At 70.9% G+C, this 23,878-nt stretch carries 22 protein-coding genes and 2 pseudogenes; 14 read left to right on the top strand and 10 right to left on the bottom strand.

What is annotated here, in order from left to right:
- Both ACFYQA_RS37235 and recX read left to right on the top strand, forming a co-directional pair.
- Positions 1 to 276, top strand: a pseudogene (locus tag ACFYQA_RS37235) (DNA recombination/repair protein RecA); the annotation flags it as partial.
- Between the two features lie 3 nt (positions 277 to 279).
- Positions 280 to 1,119, top strand: coding sequence for a recombination regulator RecX (gene recX, locus ACFYQA_RS37230; protein ID WP_388927826.1), 840 nt, complete (start codon positions 280 to 282; stop codon positions 1,117 to 1,119).
- Between the two features lie 20 nt (positions 1,120 to 1,139).
- On the opposite strand, the pseudogene ACFYQA_RS37225 reads toward recX, so the two are convergent.
- The 8 genes and pseudogenes from ACFYQA_RS37225 to ACFYQA_RS37190 form a co-directional block, all read right to left on the bottom strand.
- Positions 1,140 to 1,541: pseudogene (locus tag ACFYQA_RS37225) on the bottom strand (rhodanese-like domain-containing protein); the annotation flags it as partial.
- Positions 1,538 to 2,050: a cysteine dioxygenase gene (locus tag ACFYQA_RS37220; RefSeq protein WP_388927823.1), complete on the bottom strand. Its 513-nt coding sequence runs from the start codon at positions 2,048 to 2,050 to the stop codon at positions 1,538 to 1,540. The gene ACFYQA_RS37220 and the pseudogene ACFYQA_RS37225, both read right to left, overlap by 4 nt.
- A 180-nt stretch (positions 2,051 to 2,230) precedes the next feature.
- Complete coding sequence (locus ACFYQA_RS37215; RefSeq protein WP_388927820.1) at positions 2,231 to 2,425, bottom strand: putative leader peptide; 195 nt, start codon at positions 2,423 to 2,425, stop codon at positions 2,231 to 2,233.
- 63 nt (positions 2,426 to 2,488) lie between these two features.
- Positions 2,489 to 4,153: an FAD-dependent monooxygenase gene (locus ACFYQA_RS37210; protein WP_388927817.1), complete on the bottom strand. Its 1,665-nt coding sequence runs from the start codon at positions 4,151 to 4,153 to the stop codon at positions 2,489 to 2,491.
- A 304-nt stretch (positions 4,154 to 4,457) separates the two neighbouring features.
- A complete protein-coding gene (locus ACFYQA_RS37205; protein WP_388927814.1) occupies positions 4,458 to 5,366 on the bottom strand; it encodes an amino acid ABC transporter permease in 909 nt (302 codons plus the stop codon).
- Entirely contained in the window at positions 5,363 to 6,040 is a 678-nt protein-coding gene (locus tag ACFYQA_RS37200) for an amino acid ABC transporter permease (protein WP_388927811.1), read from the bottom strand. Before ACFYQA_RS37200 ends, ACFYQA_RS37205 begins: the two co-directional genes overlap by 4 nt.
- A gap of 114 nt (positions 6,041 to 6,154) precedes the next feature.
- A complete protein-coding gene (locus ACFYQA_RS37195) occupies positions 6,155 to 7,003 on the bottom strand; it encodes a glutamate ABC transporter substrate-binding protein (protein ID WP_388927808.1) in 849 nt (282 codons plus the stop codon).
- A 134-nt stretch (positions 7,004 to 7,137) separates the two neighbouring features.
- Positions 7,138 to 7,914, bottom strand: a complete 777-nt coding sequence (locus tag ACFYQA_RS37190; protein WP_388927805.1) for an amino acid ABC transporter ATP-binding protein — start codon at positions 7,912 to 7,914, stop codon at positions 7,138 to 7,140.
- A gap of 297 nt (positions 7,915 to 8,211) precedes the next feature.
- Here ACFYQA_RS37190 and ACFYQA_RS37185 point away from each other — a divergent pair, with 297 nt between their 5' ends.
- A complete protein-coding gene (locus ACFYQA_RS37185; protein ID WP_388927802.1) occupies positions 8,212 to 8,895 on the top strand; it encodes a response regulator transcription factor in 684 nt (227 codons plus the stop codon).
- 15 nt (positions 8,896 to 8,910) lie between these two features.
- Positions 8,911 to 10,344 (top strand): sensor histidine kinase, encoded by a 1,434-nt coding sequence (locus ACFYQA_RS37180; RefSeq protein ID WP_388927799.1) that lies wholly within the window; start codon positions 8,911 to 8,913, stop codon positions 10,342 to 10,344.
- Here ACFYQA_RS37180 and ACFYQA_RS37175 read toward each other — a convergent pair.
- Positions 10,323 to 11,318: a TAXI family TRAP transporter solute-binding subunit gene (locus tag ACFYQA_RS37175; protein ID WP_388927796.1), complete on the bottom strand. Its 996-nt coding sequence runs from the start codon at positions 11,316 to 11,318 to the stop codon at positions 10,323 to 10,325. The two genes, ACFYQA_RS37180 and ACFYQA_RS37175, sit on opposite strands and share 22 nt — an antisense overlap.
- A 77-nt stretch (positions 11,319 to 11,395) precedes the next feature.
- Between ACFYQA_RS37175 and ACFYQA_RS37170 the strand changes: the two genes are divergently transcribed.
- The 4 genes from ACFYQA_RS37170 (at position 11,396) to ACFYQA_RS37155 (ending at position 14,464) form a co-directional block, all read left to right on the top strand.
- The gene (locus ACFYQA_RS37170; RefSeq protein ID WP_388927793.1) at positions 11,396 to 11,815 is read left to right on the top strand and encodes a MazG nucleotide pyrophosphohydrolase domain-containing protein; all 420 of its coding nucleotides are present in this window, start codon (positions 11,396 to 11,398) and stop codon (positions 11,813 to 11,815) included.
- Positions 11,816 to 11,894: 79 nt separating this feature from the next.
- Positions 11,895 to 13,412 (top strand): tRNA (N6-isopentenyl adenosine(37)-C2)-methylthiotransferase MiaB, encoded by a 1,518-nt coding sequence (miaB, locus tag ACFYQA_RS37165; RefSeq protein ID WP_388927790.1) that lies wholly within the window; start codon positions 11,895 to 11,897, stop codon positions 13,410 to 13,412.
- Between the two features lie 26 nt (positions 13,413 to 13,438).
- The gene (locus tag ACFYQA_RS37160) at positions 13,439 to 13,699 is read left to right on the top strand and encodes a hypothetical protein (RefSeq protein WP_388927787.1); all 261 of its coding nucleotides are present in this window, start codon (positions 13,439 to 13,441) and stop codon (positions 13,697 to 13,699) included.
- Between the two features lie 42 nt (positions 13,700 to 13,741).
- Complete coding sequence (locus tag ACFYQA_RS37155; RefSeq protein ID WP_388927784.1) at positions 13,742 to 14,464, top strand: class III extradiol dioxygenase subunit B-like domain-containing protein; 723 nt, start codon at positions 13,742 to 13,744, stop codon at positions 14,462 to 14,464.
- A 167-nt stretch (positions 14,465 to 14,631) separates the two neighbouring features.
- Here ACFYQA_RS37155 and ACFYQA_RS37150 read toward each other — a convergent pair whose 3' ends face one another.
- Positions 14,632 to 14,901, bottom strand: a complete 270-nt coding sequence (locus tag ACFYQA_RS37150) for an antitoxin (protein ID WP_388927782.1) — start codon at positions 14,899 to 14,901, stop codon at positions 14,632 to 14,634.
- Between the two features lie 202 nt (positions 14,902 to 15,103).
- Here ACFYQA_RS37150 and miaA point away from each other — a divergent pair, with 202 nt between their 5' ends.
- The 6 genes from miaA (at position 15,104) to hflX (ending at position 23,645) form a co-directional block, all read left to right on the top strand.
- Entirely contained in the window at positions 15,104 to 16,042 is a 939-nt protein-coding gene (gene miaA, locus ACFYQA_RS37145; RefSeq protein WP_386396057.1) for a tRNA (adenosine(37)-N6)-dimethylallyltransferase MiaA, read from the top strand.
- A 108-nt stretch (positions 16,043 to 16,150) separates the two neighbouring features.
- Positions 16,151 to 16,654, top strand: a complete 504-nt coding sequence (locus ACFYQA_RS37140) for a hypothetical protein (protein WP_388927829.1) — start codon at positions 16,151 to 16,153, stop codon at positions 16,652 to 16,654.
- Between the two features lie 77 nt (positions 16,655 to 16,731).
- Complete coding sequence (dapF, locus tag ACFYQA_RS37135; protein ID WP_388927779.1) at positions 16,732 to 17,625, top strand: diaminopimelate epimerase; 894 nt, start codon at positions 16,732 to 16,734, stop codon at positions 17,623 to 17,625.
- Between the two features lie 297 nt (positions 17,626 to 17,922).
- Positions 17,923 to 20,139 (top strand): RelA/SpoT family protein, encoded by a 2,217-nt coding sequence (locus tag ACFYQA_RS37130; RefSeq protein WP_388927776.1) that lies wholly within the window; start codon positions 17,923 to 17,925, stop codon positions 20,137 to 20,139.
- A gap of 133 nt (positions 20,140 to 20,272) precedes the next feature.
- Positions 20,273 to 22,003 (top strand): M1 family metallopeptidase, encoded by a 1,731-nt coding sequence (locus tag ACFYQA_RS37125; RefSeq protein WP_388927773.1) that lies wholly within the window; start codon positions 20,273 to 20,275, stop codon positions 22,001 to 22,003.
- A 145-nt stretch (positions 22,004 to 22,148) separates the two neighbouring features.
- A complete protein-coding gene (gene hflX / locus ACFYQA_RS37120; RefSeq protein WP_388927770.1) occupies positions 22,149 to 23,645 on the top strand; it encodes a GTPase HflX in 1,497 nt (498 codons plus the stop codon).
- Positions 23,646 to 23,878: the final 233 nt, after the last annotated feature.

Raw genomic sequence — 23,878 nt, 5'->3', positions numbered from 1 at the left:
CGCAAGGCCGGCGCCTGGTACACGTACGAGGGCGACCAGCTCGGCCAGGGCAAGGAGAACTCCCGCAACTTCCTCAAGGACAACCCCGACCTCGCTGACGAGATCGAGAAGAAGATCCTGAAGAAGCTCGGCATCGGCGTGCAGGCCGAGGAGCCGGCCGGTGAGAAGAGCGCGGATGCTGCCGACACCGCCGTCCCGGCCGGGGCCGCCGCGACTCCGGCTCCGGCCTCGGCGGCCAAGACCACCAAGTCCAAGGCCACCGCGGTCAAGAGCTGACCCGTGACCCGACGAACCGACTGGGCCGAGTACGAGTCCGCCGCTTCCGGCGCCCCACGGGGGGCGGGCACCGGAAGCGGCGACGACCCGGCCGCGAACGGTGACACGGCGTACGGGGACGCCAATGGCGGGGACGGCTTCTTCGACGGCTTCTCCCGTGAGGACCCGAGTGGTGGTCGGCGTCCGCGCGGCGCCGGGTCCCGTCGTGCAGAGGGCGCACGGGGGAGCGGCTCGCGTGACGGCGGGCCGCGTGGTGGACGCAGACGCCGGGCTTTCGGCGAGGCGGCCGCAGCGGACGGGGACGACTCCTCCTCACCGAGGGCCGAGCGGGAGGAGTCTTCGGGGGACCCGGTCGAGCGGGCACGGGCGATCTGTCTGCGCCTGCTCACCGGGACCCCGCGCACCCGGAAACAGCTCGCCGACGCCCTGCGCAAACGGGAGACCCCGGACGAGGCCGCCGAGGAGGTGCTGTCCCGGTTCGAAGAGGTCGGACTGATCAACGACGGCGCCTTCGCGGACGCCTGGGTCGAGTCCCGGCACCATGGCCGGGGCCTGGCACGACGAGCCCTTGCCCGGGAGCTGCGGACCAAGGGCGTCGACTCCACGCTGATCGACGCGGCCGTCTCCCAGCTCGACTCCGAAAAGGAGGAGAGCACCGCGCGCGAGCTCGTCGCCCGCAAGCTGCGCTCCACCCGTGGACTCGACCGCGACAAGCGGATCCGCCGCCTCGCCGGCATGCTCGCCCGCAAGGGCTACCCCGAGGGCCTTGCCCTGCGCGTGGTCCGGCAGGCGCTGGAGGAGGAGGGCGAGGACACGGAGTTCCTGGAGGACGGCGGGTACTGAGAGAGCCCGCTCTCCGTCCGTACCGGCAGCCCCGCCGCCCGCCAGGCCTGGAAGCCGCCGATCAGATCGGTGGCCCGGTGGAGTCCCAGCCGGTGCAGGGATTCCGCGGCCAGGCTGGAGGCGTAGCCCTCGTTGCAGATCACGACGACGCGCAGGTCATGGCCGGTCGCCTCGGGGAGGCGATGGCTGCCCCGAGGATCGAGACGCCACTCCAGTTCGTTGCGCTCGACGACGAGGGCGCCAGGGATCGCCCCGTCCCGGTCGCGCAGTGCCGCGTAGCGGATGTCGACCAGCAGGGCTCCCCCGTCGCGGGCGGCCTCGTGGGCGGGGGCCGCCTCGATGCGTTCGTAGCCCGCGCGGACCCGCTCCAGCAGCTCGTCGATCCCGGGGGCCTCGGAGCCCCTCTCCGGTGCCCCGCTCACTGCCAGTCCACCGGCCGTTCGACCTGCTCCAGGCGCAGTGTCGGGCCGGTGCGGCTGAACCGGCGCATCAGAGGGAGCGGCGGGTAGTAGGCGTGCACGGAGACCGCGTGCTGCTCGGGGGACTCGTTGAGCACCTCGTGTACGTGGTGCCGGCCGAAGGCTCGGCCCTGGCCGGCCGCCAGCCGGCGCTTCCGGTCCACACCGTCGTTCAGCTCCAGCGTCTTCCAGCCGTCGGCGGGCAGCCGCACGGAGAGCGAGTTCTCCTTCAGCTCACCCGACGCGGTCATGAAGGACCCGAAGGATTCCCCGTGGTCGTGCCAGCCGGTGCCCGTGCCGGGCGGCCAGCCGATCAGCCAGGCCTCGCTGCCCGCGGGGCCGTCGAGCCGTACCCAGGTGCGGCCCTCCGGGTCGAGCGGCAGTGAGGCGACCAGCTCGGCGTCGGCGGCGACGCGTCGTACGAAGCCGAGGAGATCCGCCTGCGAGGGGCCGGCGGCAGGAGTGGAGGCCATACCACCCGGGGCAGCGGTCGAGCAGGGAACCGCACCGGACGCGGAGACCGTGGGAGACGTGGGGAGGGCAGGGGGAAACGCAGGGGAAGCAGACACGTGGCACCGTCCTGAAGAAAGGTTCGCGGAGCGCGCACGGCGGCAGCGGCATGCAAGCGGTGCGCGGGGAGGGAGAACGCGAGTTCAGAAGGACGGGCGACACACGCAGCCCGCATAGCGGAGGAGGTCCATATGGACCCTCCGCCACAGGCGCACACAGGTGTCGGTCACGGACCGGAGTAGACCACGACGTCGCGCGCGGATCAACTCGCCGTCAGCATGCGGACGGCCACGGAAAGCGACGGACGGCCGCGGCCGTACGCGGCCGGCCGCGGACATCGCGATGACGACGAGTCGACACGATGACGATGCGGTGTCGAGGCGACGCGTCGGGGCGTCGCCTCAGCGCGAGCCCGCGCCGGTACCGGCGTTGACTTCAGCTCCCACCCCCGCTTCCGCCCCGGCATCGGTCCCGGCGGCCCCCGTCCCCACCTCCGCCGAGGCCGGTCCGCCGAGCGCCGTCTCGGCCGCCGTGTACAGGGACGCCGGACGGACCCCGCTCAGTGCCGTGACCAGGTGCCCGTCGGGGCGTACCAGCAGCACGGTGTGGGCCGCCGCCCCCGGATAGCTCTCCGCGACCAGAAGCTCGGCCGGCTGCGGCAGCGCCGCCACCGCCGACGCGAGCCGGGGCATGATCCCGGCGGACACCCAGTGCCTGCGCTCCCACACCCCGGTACCCGGCGCGATCAGCACCACCAGCAGTGCTCCCCGGCCGAGCCGTCCCCGGAGCCTGACGAAGGTGCCGTCCTCCGCCGTGACCCGTACATCGGTGACCGGTGACCCGACCGGCGTGTCCACGGGTACCTCGCCCTCGAGGGGCGGGGGTGTGAGGGGGGAGTCGGTGTGCACGCCCGGCGCGCCCAGCGTCCCCTGTCCCAGGTGCCCCTCCATCAGGAACGTGTCATGACCGCGGGCAGCGCCGGGGACGTAGGAACGCAGGCCTTTGCCGCCCCGTACCAGCGGCAACGCCTGGTCGGCGGCGCGCAGCCGGGCGGCGACGATCGCCCTGCGCTCCGTCTGGTAACTGTCGAGCAGCGCTTCGTGCAGACCGTGGTGCCAGGCCAGGGCCAGCTTCCAGGCCAGGTTGTCGACGTCGCGGAGCCCCTCGTCCAGTCCGTGCGTCCCCAGGGCGCCGAGCAGATGCGCGGCGTCCCCGGCGAGGAAGACACGGCCGGCCCGCCAGCGCCGGGCGAGCCGGTGGTGGACGGTGTGCACCCCGGTGTCGAGCAGTTCGTACGGTGGTGTCGGGCCCTCGGCCCAGCCGGCCAGGGTCTCCCGGACCCTGTCGAGGAGCAGTTCGGGGGTGACCAGTTCCTTGCCCGGCGGCATCAGCCAGTCCAGCCGCCACACGCCGTCCGGCAGCGGGCGCGCGCTGATCTCCCCGGCGAAGGGGCCCAAGGTGCGCCACGGCGGCATCCGGTGCAGCAACGCTTCCGAGGGCCGGGGCAGCTCCGTACGCAACGCGGCCACGGCGTGACGTTCCACCGCCGTGCGGCCGGGGAAGCGGATGTCCTGGAGCTTGCGCACGGTGGAGCGGGGGCCGTCGCAGCCGACCAGGTAGCTGCCGCGCCACCAGGTGCCATCGGCGCCGCGGGTGTGCGCGGTGACGCCGGAGGGTTCCTGTTCGAGGGAGTCCAGACGGCTGTCCACGACGACTTCGACGAGCGGTTCGCCGGCGAGAGCCGCGCGCAGGGCGCCGGTCAGAACGTGCTGGGCGATGTGCACGGGGCCGGGTTCGGGGTCGTCGAAGGCGATCTCGTGTGTCACCTGCTTGCGCCGCATCGACCGCCATCCGGCCCATGGCGAACCGGCGGCGGCGAGCGGCAGCCCGGTCAGCCGTTTCACGAGCTCCGTGGTGTCCCGGCGGAGTACGACGGAGCGCGCGGGACGCGGTTCGTCCTTGCCCGGCCCCTCGTCGAGGACCACACACGGCACCTCCTGGCGCGCCAGAGCCAGGGCGAGCATGAGCCCGACGGGCCCCGCTCCGACGATGATCACCGGGTCCACGACGCGACGCCCCCTGCTCGAAGTGACGTCCGAAGGGACGAGGAGGAACAAGAAGACGGAGCAGGGTGCACGATCACAGAACGTATGCAACCTATTGCCGGTGCTTGCGTCAAGTGACCGAAGGTCCATGGCGATCATGATGTGGGTCAGAGGCCGTCACACCACTCGACTGCTCATCACATGAGTCCGGTTCGCCCCGTTCGTTCGCACCGGTGGTGCGGGCCGGCCCCCGGCATGACTGTGGCCCGCCGGGCAACGGCGGGCCACAGTCATGTTGTACGGCAGGCGCACAGCGGGGCGCGCGTCAGATGGTGCCGCCCGCGCCGGTTCCGTGAGTGCCTCCGACCTCGGCCGCGTTGAGGTCGTGGACGTCGTCGGGGCCGAGCACCGCACCCGTGCTGCGCTTGCTGCGGCGCAGCCGCGCCTCGAGCCAGGAGGCGAAGGAGGTGATGAGGAAGTTCAGGACGATGAAGATGATCGCCACGACGATGAAGCTCTGGATGACGTTGGCGTAGTTGGCCGCGAGCGTGCCACGCGCGTTCAGCAGCTCGGTGAAGCCGAGCATCACACCGCCCAGCGCGGTGTCCTTCACGATGACGACCAGCTGGGTCACGATCGCCGGGAGCATCACCGTGACGGCCTGCGGCAGCAGGATGGTGGACATCGTCTGCCCCTTGCGCAGGCCGACCGCCTGGGCCGCCTCCGTCTGCCCCTTGGGCAGGGCCAGGATGCCGGCCCGGACGACCTCGGCGAGGACCGAGGCGTTGTAGAGCACCAGACCGGTGATGACCGCGTACATGGGCCGGTCCGCACTGGTCACATCCGTGGAGCGGGCGTAGAACTCGTTGGCGAACAGCATCAGCAGCAGTACCGGGATGGCCCGGAAGAACTCCACCACCGTGCCGGCCGAAGCCCGCACCCACCGGTGGTCGGACATCCGGGCGATCCCGAGGACCGCTCCCAGCGGCAGCGCCATGACCATGGCCAGTCCCGCGGCCTTGAGGGTGTAGCCGAGGCCGGGCAGCAGGTACGTCGTCCAGGCCTCGGACTCGGTGAACGGCTTCCACAGAGCCCATTCCAGCTGGCCCTTGTCGTCCATCGTCAGGTAGACCCACCACAGAACGAGGGCCAGGACGACGACGGACACGACCGAGAAGACGACATTGCGCCGCTTGGCCCGGGGGCCGGGGGCGTCGTACAGAACGGAGGTCACCGCTTCACCGCCAGTCGCTTGCTCAGCCAGCCGAGGAACAGGCCGGTGGGCAGGGTCAGTACCACGAATCCGAAGGCGAAGACCGCGCCGATGAGCAGCGTCTGTGCCTCGTTCTCGATCATTTCCTTCATCAGCAGAGCGGCCTCCGCCACACCGATCGCGGCCGCCACCGTCGTGTTCTTGGTCAGCGCGATCAGCACGTTCGCGAGCGGTCCGATGACCGAGCGGAACGCCTGCGGCAGCACGATCAGCCCGAGCACCTGGGAGAAGCTCAGACCGATGGCGCGGGCCGCCTCGGCCTGTCCGACGGGCACGGTGTTGATGCCGGAGCGCAGCGCCTCGCAGACGAAGGCCGCGGTGTAGGCGGACAGACCGAGCACCGAGAGGCGGAAGCCCTGGAGCGCGAAGTCGTCGGGCGCGCCCATGGTCATGCCGAAGATGTCGGCGAGGCCGAGCGAGGTGAAGACGATGACGACCGTCAGGGGGATGTTCCGGACGATGTTCACATAGGCGGTGCCGAACCCTCGCATCAGGGGGACGGGGCTGACTCGCATCGCTGCCAGCAGGGTGCCCCCGACCAGGGAGGCGATGCCCGAGAACACGGTGAGCTTCACCGTCATCCAGAAGGCACCCAACAAGGTTGGATCGTTGTAGTCAGAAATGAAGTCGAACACGATCTCCCGCGCTTCCGGGTGTGTGGCGTACGTGGCGGACGCGGCGCGCCGCCGCCCTGATCGCGACGGACGGCGGCGCGCCTTCAGAACCCCGCGTGACGGACGGCCCTGGGCTTACTTGACGATGTCGCCGATCTTCGGGGCCGGCTCGTTCTTGTACTCGGCCGGGCCGAAGTTCGCTTCGACCGCCTTGTCCCAGGCCTTGTCGCCGACCATCTTCTCCAGCGCGTCATTGATCTTGTTCACGGTCTCGGTGTCGCCCTTCTTGACACCGATGCCGTAGTTCTCGTTGCTCAGCTTCAGACCGGCGAGCTTGAACTTGCCCTTGTACTGGTCCTGCGAGGCGAAGCCGGCGAGGATCGAGTCGTCGGTGGTCACCGCGTCCACGGCGCCGCTCTGCAGACCGGCGATGCACTCCGAGTAGGTGCCGTTCTGCTTGAGCTGGGCCTTCGGGGCGAAGTCCTTCTTGACGTTCTGCGCCGAGGTCGACCCGGTCACGGAACAGAGCTTCTTGTCGTTCAGGTCCGTGGCGTCGCTGATGTCCGAGTCGCTCTTGACCAGCAGGTCCTGGTGGGCCAGCAGGTACGGGCCGGCGAAGTCGACCTTCTGGGCGCGCTCGTCGTTGATGGAGTAGGTCGCCGCGATGAACTTCACGTCGCCGCGCGCGAGGGCGTTCTCGCGGTCGGCGCTCTTGGTCTCGATCCACTCGATCTGGTCGGGCTTGTAGCCGAGCTCCTTGGCGACGTAGGTCGCGACGTCCACGTCGAAGCCGGTGAAGGAGCCGTCCGGCGTCTTCAGGCCGAGACCGGGCTGGTCGTACTTGATGCCGATCTTGATCTTGTCGCCGCCCCCGGAGCCGGAGGACGAGGCGTTGTCGCCGCTGTCGTCGCCGCCGCAGGCGGTGGCGGTCAGGGCGAGGGCGAGCACGGCGGCCGAGGCGGCGGTGACCTTGCGGAGCTTCATGGTGCACATCCTTTTGACTGGTGAGGTGATGCGGCCCGTGTGCGGGTGAGGTGATGCGGCCCCGGCCATCCGGTGACGCACGTCGTCCGAGTGTCAGACGCAGGACGACGTCAGTGGCGACGTCGGTGACGACGTCAGTGGTGCAGGATCTTCGACAGGAAGTCCTTGGCACGATCGCTGCGCGGGTTGCTGAAGAACTGGTCCGGCGTCGCCTCTTCGACGATGCGGCCGTCCGCCATGAACACCACGCGGTTGGCGGCGGAACGGGCGAAGCCCATCTCGTGGGTCACCACGATCATGGTCATGCCGTCGCGGGCGAGCTGCTGCATGACCTCCAGAACCTCGTTGATCATCTCCGGGTCGAGCGCCGACGTCGGCTCGTCGAAGAGCATGACCTTGGGCTCCATCGCCAGAGCGCGCGCGATGGCGACACGCTGCTGCTGGCCGCCGGAGAGCTGCGCGGGGTACTTGTCGGCCTGCGCGCCCACGCCGACCCGGTCGAGCAGGGCACGGGCCCGCTCCTCGGCCGCCTTCTTGTCCTTCTTGCGGACCTTGACCTGGCCCAGCGTCACGTTCTCGAGCACGGTCTTGTGCGCGAAGAGGTTGAAGGACTGGAAGACCATCCCCACGTCGGCACGCAGCCGGGCGAGCTCCTTGCCCTCGTGCGGCAGGGACTTGCCGTCGATCGTGATCGACCCGTCCTCGATCGTCTCCAGACGGTTGATGGCGCGGCACAGGGTGGACTTCCCGGACCCGGAGGGCCCGATGACGACGACGACTTCGCCGCGGGCGATCGTCAGGTCGATGTCCTGGAGTACGTGCAACGCGCCGAAATGCTTGTTGACGCTCTTCAGGACGACCAGATCGCCGGTCGCGGCCGAGTCTTCCTTGGCCACCGATACTTCGGTCATCGCTTTGAGGCTCCGTCCTCCTCGGTTTGGGAGGACAGTAGTGACCCTTCAGGCCTGCGTCATCACATCTGAGGGGAATCTGAGCATCACGATCCGATAGCAATCGGACACGTGTCGTAGCACTTGTGAGCAGGGCTCATTTCGTCCGGGTAACGGTACTGAAGAGCAACCGGAACCCTCTTGACGCCGTCCTCGTTCATCGGCGTCACTGCAAGGTGCGCACGCGCGTGCAAACGTTTCTCTCCACGCTTTTCTACACACTCGGATCGTACGGCCGATGAACCGAAGGGGGACCGGATGAGACTGCTTCTCGTCGAGGACGACAACCACGTCGCCGCCGCCCTGTCGGCGATTCTGGCGCGGCACGGCTTCGACGTCACCCACGCGCGCAACGGCGAGGAGGCTCTCCGGGCGCTCGTCCCCGAGGCCGACGGCTTCGGAGTCATCCTCCTCGACCTGGGCCTGCCCGACCAGGACGGCTACGAGGTGTGCGGCAAGATCCGCAAACGCACCGGTACCCCGGTCATCATGGTCACCGCCCGCGCCGACGTGCGCTCCCGCATCCACGGCCTGAACCTCGGCGCCGACGACTACGTGGTCAAGCCGTACGACACGGGCGAACTGCTCGCCCGGATCCACGCCGTCAGCCGGCGCACCGTCCAGGACGTCCCCGGCAGCGGCGAGGCCGAGCTGTGGATCGGCTCCGTGCGCATCGAACTGCCGACCCGGCAGGTCAGCGTGAACGGTGTGGTCGTCCCGCTGACCCGCAAGGAGTTCGATCTGCTGGCCCTGCTCGCCCAGCGTCCCGGGGTCGTCTTCCGCCGCGAGCAGATCATCAGCGAGGTGTGGCGCACCAGCTGGGAGGGGACCGGGCGGACCCTCGAAGTGCATGTCGCCTCCCTGCGCGCCAAGCTCCGCCTGCCGGCCCTCATCGAGACCGTGCGCGGAGTCGGCTACCGGCTCGTCGAGCCCGCGGCCTAGGGCGGGCCCGGCCGGGTGCACACACGTCTGCTGCCGCTGCTCATCGTCCTGATGGCGGCCGTCCTGCTCGCTCTCGGCGTCCCGCTCGCGGTCAGCCTGGCGGGCGCGCAACAACAACGGGTCATCGTCGACCGGATCGACGACACGGCACGCTTCGCGGCCCTCGCCCAGTTCGTCACCGAACCCGCAGACCCCGTCACCGGAGACGTCAACGAGCGCCGGGAGACCCTCGGCAGCGAACTCGACAGCTACTACGAGGTGTACGGCATCCGGGCCGGCGTCTTCTACCGCAACGACACCCCGATGGCGCACGCGCCGGACGACTGGTTCCTGCCGGGGACGGGCGAGGTGCGCGACGCCTTCCAGGAGGCGCTGCTCAGCCGCCGCAGCCACGACCCCGAGCAGGTGTGGCCCTGGGAGCGGCGCAGCCTCGTGGTGGCCTCGCCGGTCATCCGGGACGGGGACGTCGTCGCCGTCGTCGTCACCGATTCGCCCACCGGGCAGATGCGGTCCCGCATCCTGCGGGGCTGGCTGCTCATCGGGGTGGGGGAGGCGGCCGCGATGCTGCTGGCCGTCGGCGCGGCCCTGCGGCTGACCGGCTGGGTGCTCAAACCCGTACGGGTCCTGGACGCCACCACCCACGACATCGCCACCGGGCGGCTGAAGTCCAGGGTCGCGCCGGCCGGCGGGCCGCCGGAGCTCCGCAGGCTCGCGCGGTCGTTCAACGAGATGGCGGACCACGTCGAGAGCGTGCTGGAGCAGCAGCGCGCCTTCGTCGCCGATGCCTCGCACCAGCTGCGCAACCCGCTCTCGGCACTGCTCCTGCGCATCGAACTGCTCGCCCTGGAGCTGCCCGAGGGCAACGAGGAGATCGCCTCCGTCCAGGCCGAGGGCAGGCGCCTGGCGCAGGTCCTGGACGACCTGCTCGACCTGGCGCTGGCCGAGCACAGCGAGGCCCAGCTCCAGATCACCGACATCGGCGCCCTGACCGCCGAACGCGTGGCGGCCTGGTCGCCCACCGCCCAGGCCAAGGGCGTCCTGCTGGCCGGGCACTGCCCGCCGACCACGGCATGGGCCGACCCGGTCGCCCTGTCCAGCGCGCTGGACGCGGTCATCGACAACGCGGTGAAGTTCACGCCCGAGGACCGGAGCGTCGAGGTGGCCGTCGCCTCCAACGGCGGTACCTCCACCGTCGTCGTCACCGACGACGGCCCCGGTCTGACCGACGAGGAGCTGACCCGCGTCGGCGACCGCTTCTGGCGCAGCTCGCGGCACCAGAACATCAGGGGCTCCGGCCTGGGCCTGTCCATCTCCCGCGCCCTGCTCACGGCGGGCGGCGGCTCGATCGCGTACGAGCGGCACGAGCCGCACGGGTTGAGAGTGACGGTCACGGTGCCGAGGAGCGCCCCCACGGGTGGGACCACCGTTCAGGGCTTGACGGACCGGTAGTACCGGCGCGCGCCGTCGTGCAGCCGGAGCGGATCGGTGTAGATCGCGGTGCGTACGTCGACGAGCTGGGCGGAGTGGACGTGCGCACCGATGCCGTCCCGGCTCTTGAGCACGATCCGGGTCAGCCACTCGGTGATCCGCGGGTCCATGTCCGCCCGGGTGATCAGCAGATTGGACACGGCCATCGTCGGGACGGTCGAACCGTGCTGACTGCCGGGGTAGGCCGACTCCGGCATGTTGGTGGCACGGTAGTAGCGCGTGGCCCCGCCCTGATCGTGCAGCCGGGCGACCAGGCCGGCCGGGATCGGCACGAACCGGAGGCCGGCGTCCTCGGACAGGGTGCGCAGGCCGTCGGTGGGCAGCCCGCCCGACCAGAAGAACGCGTCCAGTCCCTGCCCGAGCCGCCCGGGGCCGGTGTCGATGCCGTCCGCGAAGGGCCTGATGTCCTTCTCCGGGTCGATGCCGGCCGCTCTGAGCACCCGGTTGGCGATGAGCCGGACACCCGACTTGGGCGGCCCTATGGCGACCCTCTTGCCCCGCAGATCGGCGACGGAACGGATACCGGAGCCGGGAGGGACCACGAGCTGCACGTAGTCGTCGTAGAGACGGGCGACCCCGCGCAGCCCGTCGGCGTTCTGTGCGCCGCTCAGCTTGTACGTCTGCACCGCGTCGGCCGCGGTGATCGCGAAGTCCGCCTGCCCGGTCGCCACGCGCCGCACGTTCTCCTGCGAACCGTCGCTCGTCAGCAGCCGCACTTCGAGGCCGGGCATGTCTTTGCTCAGCGACGTGCGCAGAAGCTCCCCGTACTTCTGGTAGACCCCCGCGCGTGTGCCCGTGCTCAGCGTGACCGTCCCGCGCGGCGGATCCTCGCTCCAGGGTGCCAGCCACCACAGCAGCAGCCCGAGCGCCACGAGGCCGGCGACCGCGCCCCGCAGGACCCGGCGCCTGCCGATACGGAACGGCGCGATGGACATGTGCGCGATCCTGCCAGCCCGTGCGCCCCCCTGACCAGGCCGGGAGAGTCCCGGGAGGCGGCCGTTACCGTTACGGCATGAGCGCTTCGCCCGCCGAGCTGGTCCGTGAGTTCCACCGTGCCTTCGGGCTGGACGTGCGCGAGACACCGACCGAGGTCCCACCGGAACTCGCCGCCCAGCGCGGCGACCTGCTCGCCGAGGAGGCCGCGGAGGTCGCGGAGGTGGCGGTGCACGGCCCCCTCGACCGGCTCGCGCACGAACTCGCCGACGTCGTCTACGTCGCCTACGGCACGGCGCTCGTCCACGGCATCGACCTCGACGCGGTGATCTCCGAGATCCACCGCGCCAACATGAGCAAGCGCGGCCCCGACGGCAGGATCGCCCGCCGGTCCGACGGCAAGGTCCTCAAGGGGGACCACTACGAGGCGCCCGACGTGTCCGGGGTGCTGCGCCGGCAGGGGTGGGCGCAGGGCGCGGAGCCCCGCACCGAGGCCTGAGCGGAGCCGTGGCGGGGGCCGGAGCCCGATCCCGGGCTGAGTCCCGGGGGTGGCGTGGCGACCGCCTACCCTGTAGGGCATGAGCAGCATCGACCGGAGCCAGTCAGTGGGCGGCACGCGCACCTATGAAGTACGCACCTACGGGTGCCAGATGAACGTCCACGACTCAGAGCGATTGTCCGGGCTGCTGGAGGACGCGGGCTACGTCCGCGCTCCCGAGGGCGCCGACGGCGACGCCGACGTCGTCGTCTTCAACACCTGCGCCGTGCGTGAGAACGCCGACAACAAGCTCTACGGCAACCTCGGCCACCTCGCCCCCAGGAAGGCGCGGCGCCCCGGCATGCAGATCGCGGTCGGCGGCTGCCTCGCGCAGAAGGACCGCGACACCATCGTGAAGCGGGCCCCCTGGGTCGACGTCGTCTTCGGTACGCACAACATCGGCAAGCTGCCGGTCCTCCTGGAGCGCGCCCGCGTCCAGGAGGAGGCCCAGGTCGAGATCGCCGAGTCGCTGGAGGCCTTCCCGTCCACGCTGCCGACCCGCCGCGAGAGCGCCTACGCGGCCTGGGTGTCCATCTCCGTCGGCTGCAACAACACCTGCACCTTCTGCATCGTCCCCGCGCTGCGCGGCAAGGAGAAGGACCGGCGTACCGGGGACATTCTCGCCGAGATCGAGGCACTGGTCGCCGAGGGTGTCTCGGAGATCACCCTGCTCGGCCAGAACGTCAACGCGTACGGCTCCGACATCGGTGACCGGGAGGCGTTCAGCAAGCTGCTGCGGGCCTGCGGGAGGATCGAGGGCCTGGAGCGCGTCCGCTTCACCTCCCCGCACCCGCGCGACTTCACCGACGACGTCATCGCCGCCATGGCCGAGACGCCCAACGTGATGCCACAACTCCACATGCCGCTCCAGTCCGGCTCGGACACGGTCCTCAAGGCGATGCGCCGCTCGTACCGGCAGGAGCGCTACTTCGGCATCATCGAGAAGGTCCGCGCCGCCATCCCGCACGCGGCGATCAGCACCGACATCATCGTGGGCTTCCCGGGCGAGACCGAGGAAGACTTCGAGCAGACCCTGCACGTGGTGCGCGAGGCCCGCTTCGCACAGGCCTTCACCTTCCAGTACTCCAAGCGTCCGGGAACCCCGGCCGCCGAGATGGACGGCCAGATTCCCAAGAAGGTCGTCCAGGAGCGCTACGAACGGCTCGTCGCCCTCCAGGAGGAGATCTCCTGGGAGGAGAACAAGAAGCAGGTCGGCCGCACCCTGGAGCTGATGGTGGCCGAGGGCGAGGGCCGCAAGGACGGCGCCACCCACCGTCTCTCCGGCCGCGCCCCGGACAGCCGCCTGGTGCACTTCACCAAGCCGGAGCAGGAGGTCCGTCCCGGCGACGTCGTCACCGTCGGGATCACCTACGCGGCTCCCCACCACCTCCTTGCCGAGGGTCCCACCCTGGAGGTGCGCCGCACCCGCGCGGGCGACGCCTGGGAGAAGCGCCACACTGCCGGGGCCGCCGGGCCGGCGGGCGTCATGCTCGGTCTGCCCAAGGTGGGCGTGCCCGAGCCGCTGCCGGCGGCCACCGGGGGCTGCGCCATCGACTGACCGGGCCGCGACGGGGGGACGGGCGCATGGCTCACTGGGTCGTTGTGGAGGAGCGGGAGGACACACTCCGGCCGATCGCACGTTTCGAAAGCACGCGTGAGGAAGCGCGCCGCAGGTTGTACGAGACGGCGTGCACGCACAGGTTCGCCGGAGGGCTGCTGCAACAGCGTCGCGAGGTGTGCCGCGTGGACGACGACACGTACTTCGTGGAGGTCAAGGGCGGACCGGACACCTACCACCTGCGGTACTGCCTCGCGGAGCGCGTCTGGAGCACGGACGACCCGTGAGACGTGGATGCCGTTCCGGACTGCGGCAGTAGGCTGCTGATCATGCTTGTCGCCGCCGCAGTCTGCCCGTGCCCGCCCCTCCTCGTGCCCGAAGTGGCCGCGGGCGCCGCACCCGAGCTGGACACCGCGCGGGCCGCGTGCACGGACGCGGTCGGCGTGCTCACCGCCGCCCGGCCCGACCTGCTGGTGGTCGTCGGCCCGGCGCGCGGCGACGTAGGGGCCGAGCGCTACCCGGAGGGCAGCACGGGGTCCTTCCACGACTTCGGTGTCGGTCTCGGCGTACGGCTCGGAGCGGACCGGGACACGGCGACCGGCCGGACACTGCCCGGTGCGCTCGCGGTGGGCGCCTGGCTGCTGGAGCGGACCGGGTGGGCGAACGCACCCGTCGAGGGACTCGGTGTGGGGGAGTCCCTCGCGGCCGAGCGGTGCGCCGAACAGGGACGGGAGATGGCCACCAGGGCGGAGCGGGTCGCGCTGCTGGTGATGGGCGACGGCAGTGCTTGCCGCACGCTCAAGGCGCCGGGCTACCTCGACGAGCGGGCGGCGCCCTTCGACGCGGAGGCCGCGCGGGCGCTGGGAGCGGCCGACACGGCGTCCCTGCGGGCGCTGGACAGCGGCCTGGCGCGCGAACTCAAGGCGTCCGGCCGGGCACCCTGGCAGGTCCTGGCAGGGGCGGCCGAAGCCGGGGGGACCGCCCTGGAGGGCGCGCTGCTGTACGAGGACGCTCCGTACGGGGTGGGCTACATGGTGGCCACCTGGTCGTAGGGGCTGCGGCTTCGCGCGACGCCCGCCCGGCACGTCGGACGGCGTGGAGCGACCGAAGGCCCGGAACGACCGAAAACCCGGAACGACCGAAGGCCGGGAACGCCCTGCGTGACGCGCGTTCCCGGCCTTGTGCCGATCCAATGCCCTCAGTGCTCAGTGCTCAGTGCTCAGTGAGCGGGCGGCGGTCCCGCCGGGGGAGTGGTGCCCCCCGTGTCCGGACCGGGGTCGTCCTTGTGGGTGAGGCGGTCCATGGCGCCCTTGGCCCTGCCGGTGCCCTTCTGGATCTTGTCGCTGTACTTGCCCTTGGTCCGCTCGTCGGCGGTCTTCGCGGCCTTTTCCAGCCCGTGCTGGATTTTGCCCCCGTGCTGCTGCGCGAGGTCCGAGACCTTGTCCTTGGCAGGCCCCAACCTGGCCTTCATGTTGTCCAGGAGACCCATGGTCCACCTTCCCTCGCGGTGCGGTTCGTGTGCACTCATGTGTAAAACGCCCATATCCACTCCATACGGTACTCGCGTGGACGCGGTCCCGCCCCGCCGTACGGCCTTCCCGTGGCCGAAACCCGGCCCGGGTACAGCCCCGCGCACGTCGCGTCACGCCACGCGATGGAGGGCCGGCTGTGGGGTTTGCGAGACTGGACCGGTGAGCAGCGCACTCCCCACCCCCCGGGTCATCGCCGTCGTCGGCCCCACCGCAGCCGGAAAGTCCGATCTGGGCGTTTTCCTGGCTCGAGAGCTTGGCGGTGAAGTCATCAACGCCGACTCCATGCAGCTCTACCGGGGGATGGACATCGGCACCGCCAAGCTGACGCCCGAGGAGCGTGGGGGAGTCCCGCACCACCTCCTGGACATCTGGGACGTGACCGTCACCGCGTCCGTCGCCGAGTATCAGCGCCTCGCCCGGGAGCGGATCGACGCACTGCTCGCCGCCGGGCGCTGGCCCGTCCTGGTCGGGGGCTCCGGCCTCTACGTCCGCGGGGCCGTCGACCATCTCGAGTTCCCGGGCACCGACCCCGACGTACGGTCGCGCCTGGAGGACGAGCTCACCCTGCGTGGATCCGGCGCGCTGCACGCCCGCCTCGCCGCCGCCGATCCCGAGGCCGCGCGAGCCATCCTGCCGAGCAACGGCCGTCGCATCGTCCGGGCGCTCGAAGTGATCGAGATCACCGGCCTGCCCTTCACCGCCAACCTCCCCGGCCACGACTCGGTCTACGACACCCTCCAGATCGGTGTCGACGTCGCCCGCCCCGAGCTGGACGCGCGGATCGCCGACCGGGTCGACCGGATGTGGGACGCGGGTCTCGTGGACGAAGTGCGCGCACTGGAGGCGCAAGGGTTGCGCGAGGGGCGTACGGCCTCGCGTGCGCTCGGCTACCAGCAGGTGCTCGCCGCGCTCGCCGCAGAGTGCACCCCGGAGGACGCGCGGTCCGAGACCGTCCGTGCCACCAAGCGCTTCGCGCGCCGTCAGGATTCGTGGTTCAGGCGCGACCCGCGGGTGCATTGGTTGAGTGGGGCCGCGGCGGACCTGACGGAACTTCCGCGGCTTGCGCTGTCGTTGGTCGAACGACCGGTTACAGCCTGATCACGTCATGGCATCGGGACGCCCAGGCCGTCATCCGGGCCTCTGACACCGTGCCATCATCGAGCTTCGATCGACCAAGCGGAGTCCAAGTTGGGAGGGCGCGTGGCGATGGAGGCCGGCCCTCGCGACACCGCACACGGCACCGAACACCTCACCACCGAGCGGGGTGTACCGGAGCAGGACCCTGACCGTCTCAGCCCCGACGGGCCGGACGAGACACAGGGCCAAGTGACCGACGACGGCCCCGAGCCGGACGAGATGTTCGCGGGCGGCGACGAGGTCGAGGTCGAACTGCGCCCACAGGGCCGGCTGCGCCTCTGGCAGCTCGCGCCCATCGTCGGCCTGGCCGCGGTCGGCTCCCTGATGTTCGCGTTCCCGCTCGCCTTCGACTTCGGCGAAAGCGGCGCGATGATCGCCATGCTGGGCCTGCTGATCTGCTCCTGTGCGGCCGGCTGGGGCATGATGGCCGCCCGCAGGGTGGGCTACACCTGGCCCGGTCTGCCGGCCCGGAGCTCCGGTCGCAGACCCGACTGGCGGGTCGTGATCGCCTATGCAGTGCTGGTCGCAGTGGTGGTGGCGCTGGCCGTCTGGCGGGTCGCCCGCCTCCGCTGACGCCCGCCTCCCCCTCGCCGGCCCTTGCGCTGCGAGGGCCGGGACGCGGTGCCGCGGGCGCCCCGTACGATCGAGGGATGAGCACGCGGATCGCCTTCCTCAAGGGGCACGGCACCGAGAACGACTTCGTGATCGTTCCGGACCCCGAGAACGCCATCGACCTGCCCCCCGCCTCCGTCGCGGCCCTCTGCGACCGCCGCGCGGGCATCGGCGGCGACGGGCTGCTGCACGTGGTGCGGTCCGCCGCGCACCCCGAGGCCCGGCACTTGGCGGCCGAGGCCGAGTGGTTCATGGACTACCGCAACGGCGACGGTTCCGTCGCCGAGATGTGCGGCAATGGAGTGCGTGTGTTCGCGCGCTACCTCCAGCGTGCGGGACATGTGTCCGAGGGAGACATCGCGATCGCCACGCGCGGAGGCGTGAGGGCGGTGCACATCGCCAAGACCGTGTCCGACAGCGGCTCCGCCGCGGGTGACATCACCGTCGGCATGGGCAGGGCGCTGCTGCCCGGCGACGGCGTCACCGTGAGCGTCGGCGGGCGCAGCTGGCCCGCGCGGAACGTGAACATGGGCAACCCGCACGCCGTGGCCTTCGTGGACGACCTCGACCACGCCGGCGACCTGTTCACCGCACCCCCGTTCAGCCCCGCCTCGGTCTATCCGGACGGCGTCAACGTGGAGTTCGTGGCCGACCGCGGCCCGCGGCACGTGGCGCTGCGCGTCCACGAGCGGGGAGCCGGCGAGACCCGCTCGTGCGGCACGGGTGCCTGCGCGGTCGCCGTGGCCACGGCCCGCCGGGACGGTGTCGACCCGCGGGTCACCGGAATCCCGGTGACGTACACGGTGGATGTGCCCGGCGGCACTCTGGTGATCACCGAACGGTCCGACGGGGAGATCGAGATGACCGGTCCCGCGGTGATCGTCGCCGAGGGCGTGATCGAGAGCGAGTGGCTGGAGAACCTGCCCCGCTGAGCCCGGTACCGGCTTGGTATCCAAGAGCAGATCGTGCCGGCCGACCGCATCCGCGGGGTGCGGAGCCCGGTTCGGCTTCGAGAGCATGGCACGCCGCTGGTCTCATGGCGTGAAATCGCCGCTGTGACGGTTTTCGCTCGAAGGAGTGATCCGTTTCACGCTCGGAGGGAGGCGGTCGGTCGCACGTGCTGGGCTCGGTAGCATCAAGCACCGGCCCGGACGGGGGACGAGCACCGTCTCCTGAGCCCGAGTCCGCCCTGGGCATGCGTCCGCCGGTCAACGCCGCCGGAGGTGCCCATGAATGCGGAGGCCGCGAAACCTGCGACCACAGGTCCTGTGCCACCAGGACCTGTGGTGTCAGGTCCTGCCACGCCCACGGGGACACGGAGGAAGGCACGCTCCCGGCTCGACCTGCGCCGGCTGGGCCGTGCCGCGCTCCTCGGCCCCGCCTCCCGCGACCGGCTCCCCGACGCCATCGGTCATGTGGTCGACGCCCACCGCGCCCATCATCCCGACGCCGATCTCGACCCCCTGCGCCGCGCCTATCTCCTGGCCGAGTCCTCGCACCGGGGGCAGATGCGCAAGAGCGGCGAGCCGTACATCACCCACCCGCTCGCGGTGACCCTCATCCTCGCCGAACTCGGGGCCGAGACCACGACCTTGACGGCCTCCTTGCTCCACGACACCGTCGAGGACACGGAGGTGACGCTCGATCAGGTCCGTGAGCAGTTCGGCGAGGAGGTGTGCTACCTCGTCGACGGTGTCACCAAGCTGGAGAAGGTCGACTACGGTGCCGCGGCCGAGCCCGAGACCTTCCGTAAGATGCTGGTAGCCACCGGCAACGACGTCCGCGTGATGTCGATCAAACTCGCCGACCGGCTGCACAACATGCGCACCCTCGGGGTGATGCGCCCCGAGAAGCAGGAACGCATCGCCAAGGTGACCCGGGACGTCCTCATCCCGCTCGCCGAACGGCTCGGCGTCCAGGCGCTCAAGACGGAACTCGAGGACCTGGTCTTCGCGATCCTGCATCCCGAGGAGAACAAGCACACGCGCGAGCTGATCCTCCGCAACACCTCCCGCACGGACGACCCTCTCGCCGAGGTCGCCGACGAGGTGCGCAAAGTGCTGCGCGAAGCGGACCTCGCCGCCGAGGTCCTCATCCGCCCCCGTCACTTCGTCTCCGTGCACCGCGTGTCCCGCAAACGCGGCAGGCTGCGCGGCGCCGACTTCGGCCGGCTGCTGGTGCTGGTGAACGAGGACGCCGACTGCTACGGCGTCCTGGGCGAGCTGCACACCTGCATGACACCCGTCGTCTCGGAGTTCAAGGACTTCATCGCGGTCCCCAAGTTCAACCTGTACCAGTCGCTGCACACCGCCGTTGCGCGCGAGGACGGCCAGGTCGTCGAAGTCCTCATCCGTACGCACCTGATGCACAAGGTCGCCGAGGCGGGTGTCGTCGCCCTCGGCAACCCCTATGCCGCACCGGGGGAGGAGCAGTCGACGGGCGACGGCGAACGCATCGACCCGACCCGGCCCGGCTGGCTCTCCCGGCTCCTGGAGTGGCAGCGGGGCGCGACCGACCCCGACACCTTCTGGTCCACGCTGCGCGAGGACCTCGCCCAGGACCGCGAGATCACCGTGTTCCGTCCGGACGGCGGCACGATCGGCCTGCCCGACGGGGCGACCTGTGTGGACGCCGCATACGCGCAGTACGGCGAGGACGCGCACGCGTGCATCGGCGCCCGCGTCAATGGCCGCCTGGCGACGCTGCGCACCGTGCTGAAGGACGGGGACACCGTCCAGCCCCTGATGGGGCAGGACCCCGCCTCCGAGCCCTCCAGGGAGTGGCTGGAGCACGCCCGTACCCCGGCCGCCCGGATCGCCATTCAGCGGTGGCTGACCGCCCACCCCGCGCACTCCGCCGATCCCGCCGATCCGCCCGCGGGCGAGCGGGCCGGGGCCGAGGAAGCCCGGGCGGACCCGCGTCCCGCGGTGGGCGAGCCCGCCGTCGCACCGGCTTCCGGGGCGGTGTCCGGGGCGGTGTCCGGCTCCTTCGGAGGTGCCCAGGTCCTGGTCGACCGGCCCGGCGCGGGGGTACGTCTCGCCGGCTGCTGTACGCCCGTACCGCCCGACGAGGTGACCGGATTCGCCGTGCGCGGGGGAACGGTCGCCGTGCACCGGGTCGAGTGCTCTGCCGTGGCGCGCATGAAGAGCGCGGGGCGTGCGGAGGTCGGCGTGCGCTGGGGGGAGGGTGCCGAGTGCAGGGTCACCCTGGTCGCCGAATCGTTCGTCCGCCCCCATCTGCTCGCCGACCTCACCGAGGCCATGGCCGTCGAAGGCGCCGAGATCGTCTCCGCGACCGTCGAACCCCCGGCCCATCAGCAGGTGCGGCACACGTACACCGTGCAGCTGCCGGACGCCGCCCACCTGCCCGTCCTCATGCGCGCGATGCGCAAGGTGGCGGGTGTGTACGACGTGAGCCGGGCCAAGCCGCAGACCCAGGGCACCTGACAGCGGCGCGCGCGGGGACGCCACCCGTCCGGAGGCCTCGTCGGGCACCCGTTCGGCCATCGGCCCACCTGATCGGGTGGGCCGGGAGCGCGCCGCCGTAACCGCGCACGCGCGCGCTGATATGCCGTGGGCCATGCTGCGCACTCCCCACGACCCGACCGCTCCCGAACCGGCCCCCGAGGCCTCCGCACGGCCTGCCACGCACGGCCCACCGGCCCCCGTACCGGCCCCCGTCCGTCAGGCCGCTCCCGTACCGGCCGCCCGCACACCGATCCCCCGGGGCCGCCGTCGGCGGACGTCCGCGGCGCTGCTCACGTCGGCCGTCTCCGTGTGCCTCCTCGCTGCGAGCGCCCCCGCCACGCCGCTGGGCATCGGTGACCATCTCTTTCCGCACCTGGGCAACCCCGGGTACGACGTGGCGTCGTACCACCTCGCCCTCAGCTACCCCGGCACGAACGACACACCGCTCCAGGCCACCACGAGGATCGACGCCCGGACGACCACGGACCTGGACCGGATCAACCTCGACTTCGCCCACGGCACGGTCCACTCGGTCGAGGTCGACGGCGCCCCCGCCACCTTCACCACCGCGGGTGAGGACCTCGTGATCACGCCGGTGAACGGTCTGGACGCCGGTGAACGGACCCGTATCACCGTGCGCCACACCAGCGATCCGGTGGCCGCCGAGGGCCGTGACGGCGGCTGGGTGCGCACCGCGGACGGTCTCGCCATGGCCAACCAGGCCGACGCCGCGCACCTGGTCTTCCCGTGCAACGACCACCCGTCCGACAAGGCCTTCTTCACGTTCCGCATCACCGCCCCCGACGGTCACACGGCCGTCGCCAACGGCCTGCCGATCCATGTCGACCGCACACGCGCGGCGACGACGACCTGGACGTACCGCACCCGGCACCCCATGGCCACCGAACTCGCCCAGGTGTCCATCGGCCGCTCCACGGTCCTGCACCGCACCGGCCCGCAGGGGCTGCCGCTGCGCGACGTCGTCCCCACGGCCCACCGCGAACAGCTCGAACCGTGGCTGGCGAAGACCCCGGACCAGATCGCCTGGACGGAGAACAAGGTCGGCCGCTACCCGTTCGAGACGTACGGCCTGCTCATGGCCGACGTCTCCACCGGTTTCGAACTCGAGACCCAGACGCTGTCCCTCTTCGAGCGGGAACTCTTCACCGACCCGGCCTATCCCGCGTGGTACATCGAGTCGATCATGGTGCACGAGCTCGCCCACCAGTGGTTCGGCAACAGCGTCAGCCCTCGCACCTGGTCCGACCTGTGGCTCAACGAGGGCCACGCCACCTGGTACGAGGCGCTGTACGCGCAGGAGAAGGCCGGCCGGCCCCTCGAGGCCCGGATGAAGGCCGCCTACGAGGCCTCCGACCGCTGGCGCGCGACGGGCGGACCACCCGCCGCTCCCCGGGCCCCGCAGCCCGGCCAGAAGATCAGCATCTTCCGGCCGATCGTGTACGACGGTTCCGCGCTCGTGCTGTACGCCCTGCGCGAGGAGATCGGCCGCACCGCGTTCGACCGCCTGGAACGGCGCTGGGTGACCGAGCACCGGGACGGCACGGCCTCCACCGCCGACTTCGTCCGGCTCGCCTCCGACACCGCGGGGCGCGACCTGACCGGATTCCTGAATGCCTGGCTCCACGACGCGAAGACCCCGCCGATGCCCGGCCACCCGGACTGGAAGTCCACGGTGCAGGGCCCGGACGAGTCCACGGCCTACAGGTTCACGGCCCACAGGCCCACGGCCCCCGAATCCGCATCACGGCCCACGGGAGGTTCCGGCCCGGCTTCCGGCGCGACCACGCATCAACCGGCCGTGAGCCGGGAACAAACACGGTGACGAGACGTGCCGTGTCGTGCCACCATCGTCAGGACGCCGCCGCACGGGTCACGGGAATCTCCCGGGAGGCTCGTGCGTTGTGAAGGGTGATGGGGTACCCCGTCACCCCTGCGATCTCCCATCGACGTATCGACGTAAGGACCCAATGACCTCCTCTTCTTCCCCTTCCCAGGACACCAAGCGCTTTGCGCGGACCCACCCCGAGGGCCTCCGGGCCGATGCCCTGATGGAAGCGGACGTCGCCTGGAGCCTCGAGATCGACGGAGAGCGGGACGGCGACCAGCTCGACCGTTCCGAGCGCGCGGCCCTGCGCCGTGTCGCCAACCTCTCCACCGAGCTCGAGGACGTCACCGAGGTCGAGTACCGGCAGCTCCGCCTGGAGCGCGTCGTACTCGTCGGCGTGTGGACATCGGGAACCGTGCAGGACGCGGAGAACTCCCTCGCGGAGCTCGCCGCCCTGGCGGAGACGGCGGGCGCCCTCGTGCTCGACGGCGTGACCCAGCGCCGCGACAAGCCCGACGCGGCGACCTTCATCGGCTCCGGAAAGGCCCAGGAGCTGCGCGACATCGTGCTGGAAACGGGCGCGGACACGGTCGTCTGCGACGGTGAGCTGAGCCCCGGCCAGCTGATCCACCTCGAGGACGTCGTCAAGGTCAAGGTCATCGACCGTACGGCCCTGATCCTGGACATCTTCGCCCAGCACGCCAAGTCCCGGGAGGGCAAGGCACAGGTCGCGCTCGCGCAGATGCAGTACATGCTGCCGAGGCTGCGCGGCTGGGGTCAGTCGCTGTCCCGGCAGATGGGCGGCGGCTCGGGCGGCGGACTCGCCACCCGCGGCCCCGGTGAGACCAAGATCGAGACCGACCGGCGCCGGATCCGCGAGAAGATGGCGAAGATGCGCCGGGAGATCGCGGAGATGAAGACCGGCCGCGACATCAAGCGCCAGGAGCGCAGGCGCAACAAGGTGCCCTCGGTCGCCATCGCGGGCTACACCAACGCCGGCAAGTCCTCGCTGCTCAACCGACTCACGGGCGCGGGCGTGCTGGTCGAGAACGCCCTGTTCGCGACCCTCGACCCGACCGTGCGCCGCGCCGAGACGCCGGGCGGACGGCTGTACACGCTGGTCGACACCGTCGGCTTTGTCCGGCACCTGCCGCACCACCTCGTCGAGGCGTTCCGCTCCACGATGGAGGAGGTCGGCGACGCCGACCTGATCCTGCACGTGGTGGACGGTTCGCACCCCGTCCCGGAGGAGCAGCTGGCCGCCGTGCGCGAGGTGATCAGGGACGTCGGCGCCACCGGCGTACCCGAGATCGTCGTGATCAACAAGGCCGACGCGGCGGACCCGCTGACGCTCCAGCGGCTGCTGCGGGAGGAGAAGCGCTCCATCGCGGTCTCGGCCCGAACCGGCCAGGGCATCGACGAACTGCTCGTCCTCCTCGACAGCGATCTGCCCCGCCCGGCCGTCGAGGTCGAAGCGCTCGTGCCGTACACCCACGGCAAGCTGGTCGCCCGCGCCCACGACGAGGGTGAGGTGATCTCCGAGGAGCACACCGCGGAGGGCACCCTGCTCAAGGTGCGGGTGCACGAGGAACTGGCGGCGGAGCTCACGCCGTTCGTGCCCACGCCGACCGCCGGCTGAGTCCACGGCCCGCGGCTTCGCGCGCAACGCCTACGGCCCGCCCCCTGCTCACGAGCAGGGGGCGGGCCGTAGGCGTTGCGCGGATCAGTGAACGCGGTGATCACACGCCGCCTTGATCACCGGCCGCCGTAGGTCCTGCTCATCTCTTCCTCCTGTGTGGATACCCCGTGCTTTAGCTCGGGGAGGAAACACAGCTCCTGCGGAGCAGGGCAACGAGCTGGGATTCGCCGCCA

It is taken from the genome of Streptomyces sp. NPDC005774 (assembly GCF_042871645.1).
Lineage (GTDB): Bacteria > Actinomycetota > Actinomycetes > Streptomycetales > Streptomycetaceae > Streptomyces > Streptomyces pratens.
The sequence above is the reverse complement of the archived record's forward strand: the minus strand, read 5'-3'. Positions and strand labels throughout refer to the sequence as shown.